The organism is Massilibacillus massiliensis, assembly GCF_900086705.1.
GTDB classification, from domain to species: domain Bacteria; phylum Bacillota; class Negativicutes; order FLKF01; family FLKF01; genus Massilibacillus; species Massilibacillus massiliensis.
On the sequence record NZ_LT575483.1, the window covers coordinates 3667706 to 3681855 of the forward strand.

Here is a 14150-nt window from a genome sequence, read left to right on the forward strand (position 1 = left end):
TGTTAAACATGCAGTTAAAAACGACGTCACCAGAGGAGACTTATGCATTGGGGAAACAGTTATCTCACTATGTATCCGATGGCGTAGTTCTTTGTTTAGAAGGAGATTTAGGCGCTGGAAAAACTTTGTTTGTGCAAGGTATCGCCAATGGGTTAAAAGTGATAGACGAAGTGACAAGTCCAACGTTTACGATTATGAATATATATCAAGGCGAAAAAACAATCTATCATTTTGATTTATATCGTTTAGATTTAGCAGAAGAGTTGTTAGACATTGGTTTTTACGAATACACGCAGCAAGAAGATGACGTTATTGTAATAGAATGGCCTAATAAATTTATCGAGGAATTGCCAGAAGAATATCTATGGATCGAAATTTGCCGCGGATCAATTGAAAATGAACGAATTTTTAAGATCCGTTTACAAGGCGAAAAGTATAAAGAGATCTACAAGGAGTTGGAGAAAAATTGCTAATTTTAGCATTGGATACGGCGACATTAGTATCAAGCGTCGCGGTTACATCGGGAGAAAAGTTATTAGCAGAGCTTACTTTACAAACTAAATTGACACATTCGGAAGTTTTAATGCCGCATATAAAACAAATTTTAGAAATGACGAAAGTGGATAAAAATAAAATTGAAGCAATTGCAGTGAGTATTGGACCGGGTTCGTTTACAGGTCTTCGTATTGGACTCGCGACTGTAAAAAGTATTGCATATGTACTGAACATTCCTATTATCGGAGTTTCAACACTTGCTGCGCTTGCTTATAATTATGCTGTTGAGGGGGTTTACCTTGCACCTATGTTAGATGCGCAAAAAGGAAATGTTTATGCGGCCTTGTATACTTGGGAGCAGGGGGAATTAAAAGAAATTTATGAACCAGCAGTAAAACCATTTGATCAAGTTGTAGAGTTTTGCCAAACTTTGGATAAAACTGTGGTGCTACAAGGCGAAGTAGCGGTAAAACAAGCGGAGAAAATAAAAAATATTGGCGGGAATATTCGATTGGCAATGCCACATATGATTATGCCTCGTGCAGCAAGTGTAGCGATGCTGGGTAAACATATGATGGAACAAGGCATCCTACATAATGTTATGGATCTAGAGCCATTTTATATTAGACGATCAGAAGCTGAAGAACTTTGGGAACGAAGAAATGGAATAAAAAATGACTGAGATTGTGTTTCGCAAAATGGTGGAAGCGGATATTGATCATGTTGTTTCTGTAGAAAATGCGTCGTTTAGTTCTCCGTGGGCCAGGCAGTCGTTTTGCGAAGAATTAGAAAATCAGTTGGCTTATTATTTACTTGCAACTTCTGGCGATGCTGTAATCGGCTATGTAGGGATGTGGATTATTATTGATGAAGCACATATTACCAATGTTGCTGTTTTACCAAGTCATCGAAGGCTGGGAATTGGTGAGGCTATGATGCAGGAGGCTTTGGTTGTGGCTAAATCAAAAGGCGCTTGCGCAATGACCTTAGAAGTGAGAGCATCCAATCTTGCTGCAAAGAATTTATATGAGAAATTAGGCTTTGAATCAAGTGGTGTTCGAAAAAATTACTATGAAGATACACAGGAAGATGCAATTATTATGTGGCTTCGTGATATAAATAAATAAAAAAAGGGCGCTTTCGCGCGCCTCGGGTGATTGGTAATATACTATATGTTAAGATCTCCGTTTTGGTTACTCATCTTATGTTTTTTCATTTTAGAAAGATTGAAAATGAGAATGAGGGCTATAGGGATTTTAGGTAGAGAAACGGGATTTAAGTGTCAGTGTAATGATGGGGGTAATAGATTGAATAAGGAAAAAATGAAGGAAAAAACATGTCTAACTTTAGCAATTGAGACGAGTTGTGATGAGACGTCTGCGGCGATTGTTGCCGATGGTCGTACAATTTTGGCAAATATTATTTCGACGCAAATTCCAGTGCATCAAAAGTTTGGCGGCGTTGTGCCTGAAATTGCTTCACGGAAACATATTGAGCATGTAATTCCTGTGGTAGATGAATGTTTAAAACGAGCGAATGTTAAATTAACAGATATTGATCATATTGGTGTAACCTATGGACCTGGTTTAGTAGGCGCGTTGCTGGTAGGTGTTGCAGCAGCAAAAGCATTGTCTTATACATTAGATGTGCCGCTTATTGGGGTAAATCATTTAGAAGGACATATTTTCGCTAACTTTTTAGCCAATCCGGAACTTGAACCTCCGTTTATTGCTTTGGTTGTGTCAGGGGGGCATACTTCACTTGTATATGTAAAAGGATACAATGAATTTGAGCTTCTTGGGCAGACACGAGATGATGCAGCGGGTGAAGCGTTTGATAAAGTTGCACGTGTTATGGGGCTTCCTTATCCGGGTGGACCGCAGATTGATAAATTAGCTGCACAGGGAAATCCAGATGCGATCTTATTTCCGAAAGCGCTAAATGAAAAAGGTAATTTTGAGTTTAGTTTTAGTGGACTTAAATCTGCAGTTCTTAACTATTTGAATAGTGCAAAGCAAAAAGACGAAGAAATTAATTATGCAGATGTCGCGGCAAGTTTTCAAAAAGCTGTTGTTGATGTTTTGACGGAAAAAGCGCTGCGTGCAGTGCAGCAAACAAAAGTAAAAACACTGGTACTTGCAGGTGGGGTTGCCGCAAATCGTTGTTTAAATGCGCAATTTACGATGAACTGTGAGAAAGAAGGTATAAATTTCTATCATCCGAGTATAATTTTATGTACGGACAATGCTGCTATGATTGCTTGTCGTGCATACTATCAAAGTCAGGTTGGACACTATGCAGATTTATATTTAAATGCAGTTCCCAGTTTAAAGTTGACAAACCTTTGAGTTTGAAGGCAAGAGCTGAAAATACCGTTGAATTTTGTTAGCAGGTATGCGTTTGTATTTTGTATTTTTTATATTTTCTTAGATTTATGAATTTTCCAAAGGAATTCATTCACTTAGGTTGAACTGTATAGTCTATGCTAAGTTATTGGGAGGATTTTTTGTAATATGGGATTTCTTTTGGATAAATGTCGACAGTTGACCAATTTATCTGCTTTACAAATTGATTTTTTAAATAAACTGAGTGCAACTTTTCCTTTGGTTTCTGATTTATCGCATGCACATTTAACCGTATACGCGAAGGCTGCGGAAAAAGATGCACTTGTTGTAATCGCACAAATTGATCCACATACTAGTTTTAGTCAATATAGGCCTAATATTCTTGGAAGTACAGTTCGTGCGGCAGAAGAGCCTATGATTTGGAGGACGATGCTTACTGGCCAAGCAATTAAAGGAAAGCGCGAATGGGCCTGGGGTTTTATGTTAGATATGTACACGTTTGCAATTTATGATTATGAAGGAACTGTAATTGCAAGTGTCAGCTTTGAAACGAATTCTGAGGAATTGCGTATCGAGGGTTATAATTATCTACTAGAGACTGCTTATACGATGCTGCTAAATTCTAAACTACCGATTGATAGAGAGCTATATCGTCCCTTATCCGCAAGTGATGGAATTATTATAACAGACAGACGTAGTAAAATTGTTTTTGCGAATACTGCTGCCAGCAGTATTTATAAAGTGCTCGGTGTTGGCAAAATGGTGGGACATCATATTTTTGACCGACAAATTACGATGCATATTACCAAGGAAACTACAGTTAGTCAAAGACCTTATGAAAAAGAAGTAGAAGCTGGAAATTTAGTTTTAGTACAAAGAAATATTCCTTTAATAAAAAACGAACAATTGGTAAGAACTGTGATTGTCGTTTCCGATGTTACAGAATTGAGAAAAAAAGAAAAAGAGTTGTTAATTAAATCGGCGGTTATCCAAGAGATTCACCATCGTGTTAAAAATAATTTGCAAACAATAGCAAGTTTATTGAGGTTACAATCAAGGCGTACGAATTCTGAAGAGGTTAAAGCGGCACTGAAAGAAAGTGTGAATCGAATTCTCAGTATTTCGGTTGTTCATGAATTTTTATCACAACAAGATGCAGAAATTATTGATGTGGTAGAAGTTGCGAAAAATATTTTAGATTTAGTGATACAGAATATGTTAGAGCCGGAGTTTAAGCTCAATACAAAATTTCGAGGAGAAACCATCATTTTACCTTCTGAACATGCGAGCAGCTTAGCTTTAGTTGTAAACGAATTGATTCAAAATTCGATTGAACATGGTTTTATTGGTTTAAAGGAAGGAACAATTGGTTTAGACATTACAACAAATGAGGATAGCTATTTAATCGATCTCTATGATGATGGAACGGGAATTCCCGATGATTTCAATCCGCAGGCTTCAAAAAGTTTAGGCCTTCAAATTGTTAGAACTTTAATTGAGGATGATCTGAGCGGAACTTTTCTATTATACAAGGATCATGGTACGCATGCGAAAATAAAGATTCCTCGTAAATTGGAGGGTGGAAATAACAGATGAGAGCTTTAAGAATTGTAATTGCTGATAACGAGTCAATTATTCGAATGGATTTAAAAGAACTTTTAGAAGAAGCCGGACATGAAGTTGTTGGTGAGGCAACGGATGGTGTCAAGGCGATTGATTTGACTCGAAAGTTTAAACCTGATTTGGTTATTATGGATATTAAGATGCCGGAAATGGATGGAATTGCTGCGGCAAAGGTTATTTCTAACGATAAAATTGCGCCAGTGCTCTTATTAACAGCCTTTAGCCAAAAAGAAATTGTTGACAAAGCTAAAGATTCTGGCGTACTTGCCTATTTAGTAAAACCAGTCAAAGAAAGCAATCTATTCCCGGCAATAGAAATTGCGTTGTCTAGATTCCAAGAAATTATGGAGCTTGAACATGAGCTTGATAACGTAAAGAATTCTTTGGAAATGCGTAAAATTCTTGATCGTGCAAAGGGCATTTTAATGGACGCCTATGGATTAAATGAAAGTGAAGCGTATCGAAGAATTCAGCAGTATAGTATGGCAAAGCGAAAGACGATCAAAGAAGTTGCACAAGCAATCATAGATTCTGTAATAAAAAATAAATAATGCATATAAATTTGCGTTCTAGAAAAAATCTGGGACGCAATTTTTATATGCATAAAATAAAAATTTGAACATATAATTTTAGTATGCAATTTTATCCAGATTTAAATTATTGCGTAATATTGAGCATTTTTGCAATAAAAGTTGATTTTATTAAGATATTTATTAAAAAAATTTCATAAAAAGGCTAAAAATTTGATTATTGGTATTGATTTTTATCCTCGAATTATATATCATGAAATATGTAATTAGCACTCACGTAAACTGAGTGCTAACAAAATTAAAATTTTCTTTATATTATAAAGGAGGCAAATAAAATGATTAAGCCATTAGGCGACAGAGTTGTCATCGAAGTTGTAGCAGGTGATTTAAAAACTGCAAGTGGTATCGTGTTACCGGATACTGCGAAAGAAAAACCTCAAGAGGGTACCGTTATAGCTGTTGGTACAGGTAAAGTTTCAGATAACGGCACTCGTATAGCACTTGATGTGAAAGCTGGCGACAAGATTATTTTCTCCAAATATGCTGGAACTGAAGTAAAAGCTGATGGTAAAGAATATTTAATCGTTAGCGAAAGAGATATTTTAGCGATTATCGCGTAATTACGATGAGAAAAAAATAAACTTAGGAGGCTACATAACATGGCAAAACAAATTTTGTTTAATGAAGAAGCACGTCGTGCTCTAGAAAAAGGCGTCGATGCATTAGCAAACGCTGTGAAAATTACTTTAGGGCCAAAAGGTCGTAATGTTGTACTTGATAAAAAATTTGGTGCACCTACAATTACAAATGATGGTGTAACAATTGCTCGTGATATTGATTTAGAAGATCCATTTGAAAATATGGGTGCGCAGCTTGTAAAAGAAGTAGCGACAAAAACAAATGATGTAGCTGGTGATGGTACAACTACAGCTACTTTACTAGCGCAAGCTATGATTCATGAAGGTATGCGTAATGTTGCTGCTGGAGCAAACCCAATGATCATCAGAAAAGGGATTGAACAAGCAGTCAAAGCACTTGTGGGCGAAATTAAAAATAACGCAAAAAAAGTTGAAGGAAAAGCAGCAATTGCACAAGTTGCTTCTATCTCTGCTGCAGATGAAGAAACTGGTACTTTGATTGCTGAAGCTATGGAAAAAGTCGGAAAAGACGGCGTTATTACTGTAGAAGAATCCAAAGGTATGGAAACAAGCCTTTCCGTAGTAGAAGGTATGCAATTTGATCGTGGATACATTTCTCCTTACATGGTGACGGATACAGATAAAATGGAAGCTGTTTTAAATGATCCATATATCTTAATCACAGACAGAAAGATCTCTGCTGTAGCGGATATGTTACCTGTCCTTGAAAAAGTGGTACAACAAGGAAAAGAGCTTGTAATTATTGCAGAAGATGTTGATGGAGAAGCACTTGCAACTTTAGTTGTAAATAAACTTCGTGGTACATTTAAAGCAGTTGCAATAAAAGCACCTGGCTTTGGCGATCGTCGTAAAGCAATGCTTGAAGATATTGCAATCTTAACTGGTGGTAATGTAATTACAGAAGAACTCGGACGTAAATTAGATAGCGTTGAGCTTGAAGATTTAGGACGTGCTCGTCAAATCCGTGTATCGAAAGAAGAAACTACAGTTGTCGATGGTGCTGGAGATCAAGCACAAATCAGTGCACGTGTAGAACAAATTAAAAGACAAATTCAAGAAACTACTTCTGATTTCGATAAAGAAAAACTTCAAGAACGTCTTGCTAAATTAGCTGGTGGTGTTGCTGTAATTGAGATTGGAGCGGCAACTGAAGTTGAATTGAAAGAAAAGAAACTTCGTATCGAAGATGCGTTGAATGCAACACGTGCTGCTGTTGAAGAAGGTATCGTAGCTGGCGGTGGTACAACATTTATTGATATCCTTCCAGTCCTTGATACGCTTGAAGCAACTGGCGATGTAAAAACTGGTATTTCGATTGTAAAACGTGCGATTGAAGAACCTGTTCGCCAAATTGCAAACAATGCAGGCCTTGAAGGTTCCGTTGTTGTTGAAAATGTTAAGAAGACAGGTAAGGGTATTGGTTTCAATGCTTTAACTGAAGAATATATCGACATGATTGCTGCTGGTATCGTTGATCCAGCAAAAGTAACTCGTTCTGCTCTTCAAAATGCAGCAAGTATTGCTGCTATGGTTCTTACAACTGAAACATTAGTTGCTGATAAACCAGAAAAAGATAATGGTGCAGGCGCTGCAGCCGCTATGGCTGGCATGGGCGGCGGCATGGGTATGCCGGGCATGATGTAATAGTTTCTGCAAAATTGAAATTTGTGGAGTCTAATAAAAACACCGTATTTACAAAATGTAAATACGGTGTTTTTGTGTTAGATGAGCCCAATAGAAAATTGAACGATAAGTGAGACGACTGCAACGGCTATCCAGCAAGCGAGTCCCAACAGAATGGGGCGAATACCATTTTGGATAAGCTGCTTCAAATTTGTATTCAGCCCGATCGCACTCATCGCCAGAATAATGCAAAACTTACCTAGGTTTCCCAATAGTTTCGAAAGCTCGGTTGGAAGAATCCCAATAGAGTTTATAATAGATGCAACAACAAACCAAAGAATAAAATAAGGGAAAATTTTTGCGATATGAAAGCTACCGTTATCAGCTCTTTTTTTGGAGGTTATGATGGCTAGAATAAGGCAAATTGGAACAATCATCAGGGCACGAGTTAACTTTACGATTGTTGCGTAATCGCCAGCAGCTAAACTGTAAGAATAACCAGCAGCTACGACAGAAGAGGTGTCGTTGATGGCGGTTCCGGCCCACATCCCAAAGCCTGTGTCGGAAAAATTGAAAAAGTGTCCAATTGCCGGAAAGATAAATACAGCCAAAACATTAAACAGAAAAATCGTCGAGATGGAGAATGCTACAGTCTTATCCTTAGCACCGATTACAGGTGCGATTGCAGCAATTGCAGAGCCACCGCAAATCGCAGTGCCGCCGCCAATCAATAGTGTGGTTTCAGTATCAAGTTTAAGTAACTTTCCGATAAAAAATGCGGTTAAAAATGCCGTGGTCAAGGTGAAAAACATAACAGATAAGGATTGGGTCCCGACTTGAAGTACAATCAATAAGTTCATTTCAAAACCGAGCAGAATAATGGAGTATTGTAAAATTTTTTTTCCGGTAAATTTGATTCCTGCTTCCAGGCTTTCAGGTCTTTTTATGCCAGCAGCCAGCATACCTAATAAAATTCCAAATACAGGACCTCCTATGATAGGAAATTGCCTGCCTAAAAACCAGGCGGGTACAGAAAAGAGCAAAGAAAAAGCAATGCCTTTTAACAATTTAAAACTCATAAAAATCAACTCCTTTTACTGAAACTAAGTTTAGCATTTACATATATATATGTAAAATAATATAATTAAATAAAAAAGATAGGTATTTACCTATGAATGGAGCAGCTATGACATTAAGGCATTTAACGGTGTTTATTGCCGTGTGTGATTTAAATAGTATGACGAGAGCCGCAGAAAAGATGCATATGACACAACCTTCTGTCAGCCAATTTATTTGTGAGCTGGAAAAACATTATGATGTGCGCCTTTTTGAGCGATTGGGACGGCAGTTGTTTTTGACAGCTGCGGGAATTAAATTATTAACTTATGCGAGACATATTGTAAATTTGCAAAACCAGACTGAGGAAGCTATGCGTCGTTTCGGCAACGTATATCATGTGCGTTTAGGTGCAAGTGTTACGATCGGGGAAAGCATATTGATAGATTTGATTCAATTGATGTACAAACGGTATCAGGAACATCAGATTACATCTGCAATTCATAATACAGCAGTACTAGAAAAAATGTTGCTCGCAGATGAACTTGATATTGCATTAATTGAAGGACGAATTCAATCGGAATATTTGCTTAAGACACCTTTTATGGATGATGAGTTAATTTTCATTTCCAGTACTGCACATCCTTTGGCACAGAAAAAAAAGATCAATTTTTCTGATTTAGAGAGTGTAGGATTTATTGTTCGCGAAGAAGGAAGCGGTACACGCAATCTGTTTGAGCAGGTGATGGCAAACTATAATATACATTGCCATGTAATTGGAACTTATAATAATGCGGAGACCATAAAAAAGGCCGTAAGCGCAGGACTGGGGATTAGTGTAATATCAAAACTTGCAGTACGTAATGAATTAGCCAAGGGACAACTGTGTCAATTGAAAATAGAGCAACTTATCTTCAAGCGGAAATTTCATGTTGTTTATCATAAAAATAAATATATTTCAGAAGAGATGAAAACCATCCTGCATTTTTGTCATGCCATGACAAGAGTGGAATAAAACTGACCTTTTTGCATAGAGTTTCTATAAGGGGAAGTGAGGAGGCTTTTTTATGGTAATTAATTTACGGGGATTGCTAAAGAATCGCAATGTGATGTGCGGTATATTTGGCTTGTTCGTTTTAAGTGCAACTTATTTACAGCTTTCAGAAATTTTAGCAAGCGGACCGATTGCAATTGCTGGGACTAAGACAGAACAAAAAGTCGTAGCATTAACGTTTGATCATTCGTGGGGCAATAAATTCACACCAGCGATTTTAGATGTGTTAAAACAAAATGATCAGAAAGTTACCTTTTTTATTATGGGGCCTTGGGCCTTAAAATACCCTGAAGTTGCAAAACAAATGGTTGCAGACGGACATGAAATTGCAAGTCATGGGCATAAGCATGAGAATTACGGAGATCGGACGACAGAATGGGTAAAAAATGATATACAAAAAGCACATGCGGAAATCAAAGAAGCTACGGGCATGGATTGTTCCTTAGTTCGTCCGCCCAATGGAAGTTATAGTAAAGAATCCTTAAAAACGGTAGATGAATTGGGCTATAAAACGATTATCTGGAATATTGATTCACTGGATTGGAAGAACCCGGGACGTGATGTGATTATTGATCGCGTAATGAAAAGACTAAAACCTGGTGGGATTATTTTGATGCATGCGTCTGATACGCCTTTAGAAACAGCAGCAGCGTTACCGATTATTTTAGAAAAAATAAAAGCGGAAGGATATAAAATTGTAACAGTTGGAGAATTACTTTCTAATTATGCTGAAGGCGGCGTTGTGCGACATTAATTGTAATAGCGGAGGTATGGAATGTGTATCCGGCATTGTATACATCCGTTTTTTTATACTTGTTTTTGCAAACATTGACTAGGTTTATCAATTTAGCAGGAATTTAAATATAATAGAACGAAGTATAAAAGGTTATTGAGCAAAATGTAGTGTTATATTATGCAAGAGGTGAAAATACATGACGAGTACATTGACAGCAGCGCAAAAAGCAGCAGAGGGGAAAAGGCTGACGTTAGAAGATGCGCTTGAATTATATCACTCTGATGATTTGTTAAATTTAGCGGCATGGGCGAGAGCAGCCAAGGAACGTAAGAGTGGTAAAGAGGTTTACTATAATGTAAATCGTCATATAAACTTAACGAATGTTTGTGTATCTGGATGTCCATTGTGTGCATTTGCTTGTAAAAGTGATCAGCCACAAGCTTATGTTATGACAGAAGAAAAAGTGATCGAGCTTGTCAAACATACGGCAGAGAAAACACCGGGACTCAGCGAAGTGCACATGGTCAGTGCCTTACATCCAGACAAAGATTTTGAATATTATTTGCATATCGTAAAGGCCGTAAAAAAAACGTTGCCATATATTCATTTAAAAGCGTTTACCCCAGTGGAGATTGTGCATTTTTCTAGGATATCTAATCGATCAATTCTAGAAGTATTAACGCTTTTAAAAGAGGCTGGATTAGATTCATTGCCAGGCGGTGGAGCAGAAATCTTAGATGATGAAGTGCGGAAAGTGATCTGCCCAAATAAAGCAACGACTGCCGAATGGATTGAGACGATAAAGACAGCACATAAACTTGGAATTCCGACGAATGCGACGATTTTATACGGGCATATAGAGTCTGTTAAGCAGCGTTTGCAGCATTTAATTACACTTCGTGATATTCAAGATGAAACGGGTGGATTTCAGGCGTTTGTTGCCTTTCCGTTTCATCCTGCGAATACTGGATTCTCTGAAATTCAACGTGGTACATCATGGGAAGATTTAAAATTCATTGCACTTTCAAGATTAATATTGGACAATTTTGATCATATCAAGGCCTTTTGGATGATGCTTACGATGCCAGTTGCACAACTTTCTTTGGCTTTCGGAGTAGATGATTTGGATGGAACCGTAGAAGAGGAAAAAATCATCCATGCAGCCGGGGCTAAGACAAAAAGGGGAATTACGAAACATGATATGATGAAAATCATTGCGGAGACTGGATATATTCCAATCGAGCGGGATACTTTCTATCATCCAGTAAAACAAGAAAGTAATGGAGTTGAGTAAAATGGCAAAACCAAAGGTAGGACATATTAATTTTATCAATTGTTTACCTTTAACGTATAGTTTGAATGAAGAGGGATTTCATCAAGGTCTTGACATTCATGCTGCAGTGCCGGCTGTTCTCAATAATGATATTGTGAATGGGCGGCTTGATGTAAGTCCGGTATCGTCCATTGTTTATGCACGAAATAGTGAAAAGTTTTTTATTTTGCCAGATGTTTCTATTACGGCGGATGGTCCAGTACAAAGTATTATTCTGGTTTCTAGAAAGCCAATTGAAAAACTAATGGCAGATAAAATTATTCTAACGGCAAAATCTGCAACTTCGCATTGTTTATTGAAAATCGTGCTGCACAATGCATATCATGCAAAGCCGAATTATTATATTCGTATTATTGATATGCAGAAGATTATTCCTGACGATGCGACTGCAACACTTCTGATTGGTGATGATGCACTTTATGCTTATCATAATCAGCAAGCGGGATTGTACTATTATGATATTGGCATCGAATGGAAGAAACTCACGGGCCTTCGCATGGTGTATGCCGTATGGGTTGTAAATCAAGAGTTTGCAAAGAACAAGCCAGAATTATTGCAGCTTGTCTATGATCGTGTCACACGTGGTTTTAAGAATGGCTATAAGAAAAAAGCCAAGGCGATTCATACAATTGTATATGATAAACCATTTACGTTTGAACAATTAGATGATTATTTAGAAGTGATCAAATGGGATTTTGCAAAAGAGCATGAACAAGCGTTACTTACTTTTTATCGAATGGCACATGACATGAATCTGATTGACCATGTACCGGAAATTGAAATTGCGGAGGTTTTTAAATGAGCTTAACGCAAGCAGCAGGTTTAGAATTATTACAGCATACAGATATCTTGGCATTGGGAAAAATGGCAGATGAGATGAGGCAAAAGCTTCATCCGGGAAAAACAGTAACCTTCGTTATTGATCGCAATATTAATTATAGTAATGTTTGCGTGAGTGAATGTAAGTTCTGTGCATTTTTTCGTCCTAAAGATCATAAAGATGCTTATATTTTATCGACCGAAACAATGCTAGAAAAAATTAAAGAAACCATTGCAGCGGGTGGTACACAAGTTATGATCCAAGGCGGTTTGCACCCTGAACTGGATTTGAAATTTTATTTGGATTTATTGTATACGATTAAACAAAATTACGATATAACAATTCACTCTTTTTCGCCCGCTGAGATTGTGCATATGGCAAAGCAGGCAAATCTTTCTGTAATTGATACATTGAAGGAACTAAAAGCTGCGGGACTGGATTCACTTCCAGGCGGTGGTGCTGAAATTTTAGTTGATGAGGTCAGACAACGTGTGAGTCCGAAGAAAATCAGCGCAGGTGAATGGCTCAATGTAATGGAGTGTGCGCATAGCATTGGGATGCAGAGTACAGCAACTATGGTAATTGGTATGGGTGAAACGCTTGCGCAGCGTATTGCGCATATGGAAAAAGTTCGCGCTTTACAAGAAAAAACGGGTGGTTTCCGCGCGTTTATTACGTGGACGTTCCAGCCCGGAAATACAGTACTTGGCGGTGAAAAAATTTCTGCTTGGGAGTATTTAAAAACCTTGGCGACGACAAGACTTTATTTAGATAATATAAAGCACATACAAGGATCTTGGGTGACGCAAGGTCAAAATATTGGACAACTTACCTTGGCCTTTGGCGCCAATGACTTAGGCAGTATTATGTTAGAAGAAAATGTAGTGAAAGCCGCTGGTACATCGTATCAGATGTCAATTGATAAAATGGTAGGTATGATTGAAGCAACTGGCAGAGTTGCTGCACAGCGTGATACTGCATATCATATCATAAAAAAATTTTAATGGAGCGATAGAAAATGAAGAGTATTCCAGCAGTAGAATTTGCCGTGATTGGCGGTTCTGGTACGTTATCAAGCAACTTCCCATTGGGTGCAAAGGCAGATGACGTGGAAGTATTAGCAGAGGATTTAGTTTATGAAACCCCTTATGGGACAAGTCCTGCTTTTCGATTATTTCGTGTAGGCGATAAGAAAGTTTTGACTTGTAAAATGCATGGTTGGCGTGCAGAAGTTAGTCGCGGAGATGCATCAAGACAAGTATTTTGGGTGTTTCGCGAAGCGGGTGTGCAGCGTGTTATTTCTGAAGGCGGCGTAGGATCAATTAATCCATTGCTTGACCCTAGAGATTTTGTAATTCCTGATGATTATCTTGATATGTCAGAACGAAAAGGCGTTGGATTAGAGGGAAAATATTTATTGATTATGCGTGATGCGCTTTGTCCTCAGATGCGCAAACAATTAATTGAAAAAACGAAAGAGCAGTTTGACGGACGTGTATTTACTCGAGGCACTTATGCGGTGACGGAAGGGCGTCATTTTGAAAGTCCCGCAGAAATTGCGATGATGAAAGGGCACGCGGATATTGTTGGACAAAGCATATGTCCGGAAGTGTATCTGGCACGCGAAATCGGGGCATGTTATGCAGGTCTTTATTTTATCGTAAATTATGGCGAGGGATTGGTAAAATCTTGGTCACATCAAGAGCTTAAGGATATCTTTTTTGATGATGCGCCTATGATTAGTCGGATTATTTTAGACACAATTCGCTCTTTACCATCCGTTGGAGCATGTGAATGTAAAGACCTTCGCAAAGAAACATTGTTAAAGGGTATTTACAATAAGTAAAACATTGTGATATATTGGCTTAAACAGTCT

General features: G+C 37.8%; 15 protein-coding genes. 14 read left to right on the forward strand and 1 reads right to left on the reverse strand.

Going from position 1 to position 14150, the window contains the following annotated elements; all coding sequences use genetic code 11:
- Nucleotides 1–8: 8 nt before the first annotated feature.
- The 8 genes from tsaE (at nt 9) to groL (ending at nt 7296) form a co-directional block, all read left to right on the forward strand.
- Entirely contained in the window at nt 9–473 is a 465-nt protein-coding gene (gene tsaE / locus BN6559_RS17605) for a tRNA (adenosine(37)-N6)-threonylcarbamoyltransferase complex ATPase subunit type 1 TsaE (RefSeq protein WP_110955949.1), read from the forward strand.
- Entirely contained in the window at nt 467–1177 is a 711-nt protein-coding gene (tsaB, locus tag BN6559_RS17610) for a tRNA (adenosine(37)-N6)-threonylcarbamoyltransferase complex dimerization subunit type 1 TsaB (RefSeq protein WP_110955950.1), read from the forward strand. Before tsaE ends, tsaB begins: the two co-directional genes overlap by 7 nt.
- Entirely contained in the window at nt 1170–1622 is a 453-nt protein-coding gene (gene rimI / locus BN6559_RS17615; protein ID WP_110955951.1) for a ribosomal protein S18-alanine N-acetyltransferase, read from the forward strand. The genes tsaB and rimI overlap by 8 nt, the downstream gene beginning before the upstream one ends.
- Before the next feature lie 195 nt (nt 1623–1817).
- A complete protein-coding gene (gene tsaD / locus BN6559_RS17620; protein WP_110956457.1) occupies nt 1818–2843 on the forward strand; it encodes a tRNA (adenosine(37)-N6)-threonylcarbamoyltransferase complex transferase subunit TsaD in 1026 nt (341 codons plus the stop codon).
- 165 nt (nt 2844–3008) lie between these two features.
- Nucleotides 3009–4436, forward strand: coding sequence for a sensor histidine kinase (locus tag BN6559_RS17625; protein ID WP_110955952.1), 1428 nt, complete (start codon nt 3009–3011; stop codon nt 4434–4436).
- The gene (locus BN6559_RS17630; RefSeq protein ID WP_110955953.1) at nt 4433–5014 is read left to right on the forward strand and encodes an ANTAR domain-containing response regulator; all 582 of its coding nucleotides are present in this window, start codon (nt 4433–4435) and stop codon (nt 5012–5014) included. The genes BN6559_RS17625 and BN6559_RS17630 overlap by 4 nt, the downstream gene beginning before the upstream one ends.
- A gap of 314 nt (nt 5015–5328) precedes the next feature.
- A complete protein-coding gene (gene groES / locus BN6559_RS17635; protein ID WP_110955954.1) occupies nt 5329–5613 on the forward strand; it encodes a co-chaperone GroES in 285 nt (94 codons plus the stop codon).
- A 39-nt stretch (nt 5614–5652) separates the two neighbouring features.
- Complete coding sequence (gene groL / locus BN6559_RS17640) at nt 5653–7296, forward strand: chaperonin GroEL (protein ID WP_110955955.1); 1644 nt, start codon at nt 5653–5655, stop codon at nt 7294–7296.
- Nucleotides 7297–7373: 77 nt separating this feature from the next.
- Here groL and BN6559_RS17645 read toward each other — a convergent pair whose 3' ends face one another.
- Entirely contained in the window at nt 7374–8354 is a 981-nt protein-coding gene (locus tag BN6559_RS17645) for a YeiH family protein (RefSeq protein WP_110955956.1), read from the reverse strand.
- A gap of 107 nt (nt 8355–8461) precedes the next feature.
- Here BN6559_RS17645 and BN6559_RS17650 point away from each other — a divergent pair, with 107 nt between their 5' ends.
- The 6 genes from BN6559_RS17650 to BN6559_RS17675 all read left to right on the forward strand — a co-directional run bounded on the left by BN6559_RS17650 (nt 8462) and on the right by BN6559_RS17675 (nt 14120).
- A complete protein-coding gene (locus BN6559_RS17650; protein WP_110955957.1) occupies nt 8462–9346 on the forward strand; it encodes a LysR family transcriptional regulator in 885 nt (294 codons plus the stop codon).
- 52 nt (nt 9347–9398) lie between these two features.
- Nucleotides 9399–10139 (forward strand): polysaccharide deacetylase family sporulation protein PdaB, encoded by a 741-nt coding sequence (gene pdaB / locus BN6559_RS17655; RefSeq protein WP_110955958.1) that lies wholly within the window; start codon nt 9399–9401, stop codon nt 10137–10139.
- A gap of 178 nt (nt 10140–10317) precedes the next feature.
- Nucleotides 10318–11415 (forward strand): aminofutalosine synthase MqnE, encoded by a 1098-nt coding sequence (gene mqnE, locus BN6559_RS17660; protein ID WP_110955959.1) that lies wholly within the window; start codon nt 10318–10320, stop codon nt 11413–11415.
- 1 nt (nt 11416) lies between these two features.
- Entirely contained in the window at nt 11417–12256 is an 840-nt protein-coding gene (locus tag BN6559_RS17665) for a menaquinone biosynthetic enzyme MqnA/MqnD family protein (RefSeq protein WP_110955960.1), read from the forward strand.
- Nucleotides 12253–13278, forward strand: coding sequence for a cyclic dehypoxanthinyl futalosine synthase (mqnC, locus tag BN6559_RS17670; RefSeq protein ID WP_110955961.1), 1026 nt, complete (start codon nt 12253–12255; stop codon nt 13276–13278). Before BN6559_RS17665 ends, mqnC begins: the two co-directional genes overlap by 4 nt.
- 14 nt (nt 13279–13292) lie before the next feature.
- A complete protein-coding gene (locus BN6559_RS17675; protein WP_110955962.1) occupies nt 13293–14120 on the forward strand; it encodes a phosphorylase family protein in 828 nt (275 codons plus the stop codon).
- The last annotated feature ends 30 nt before the right edge of the window (nt 14121–14150 follow it).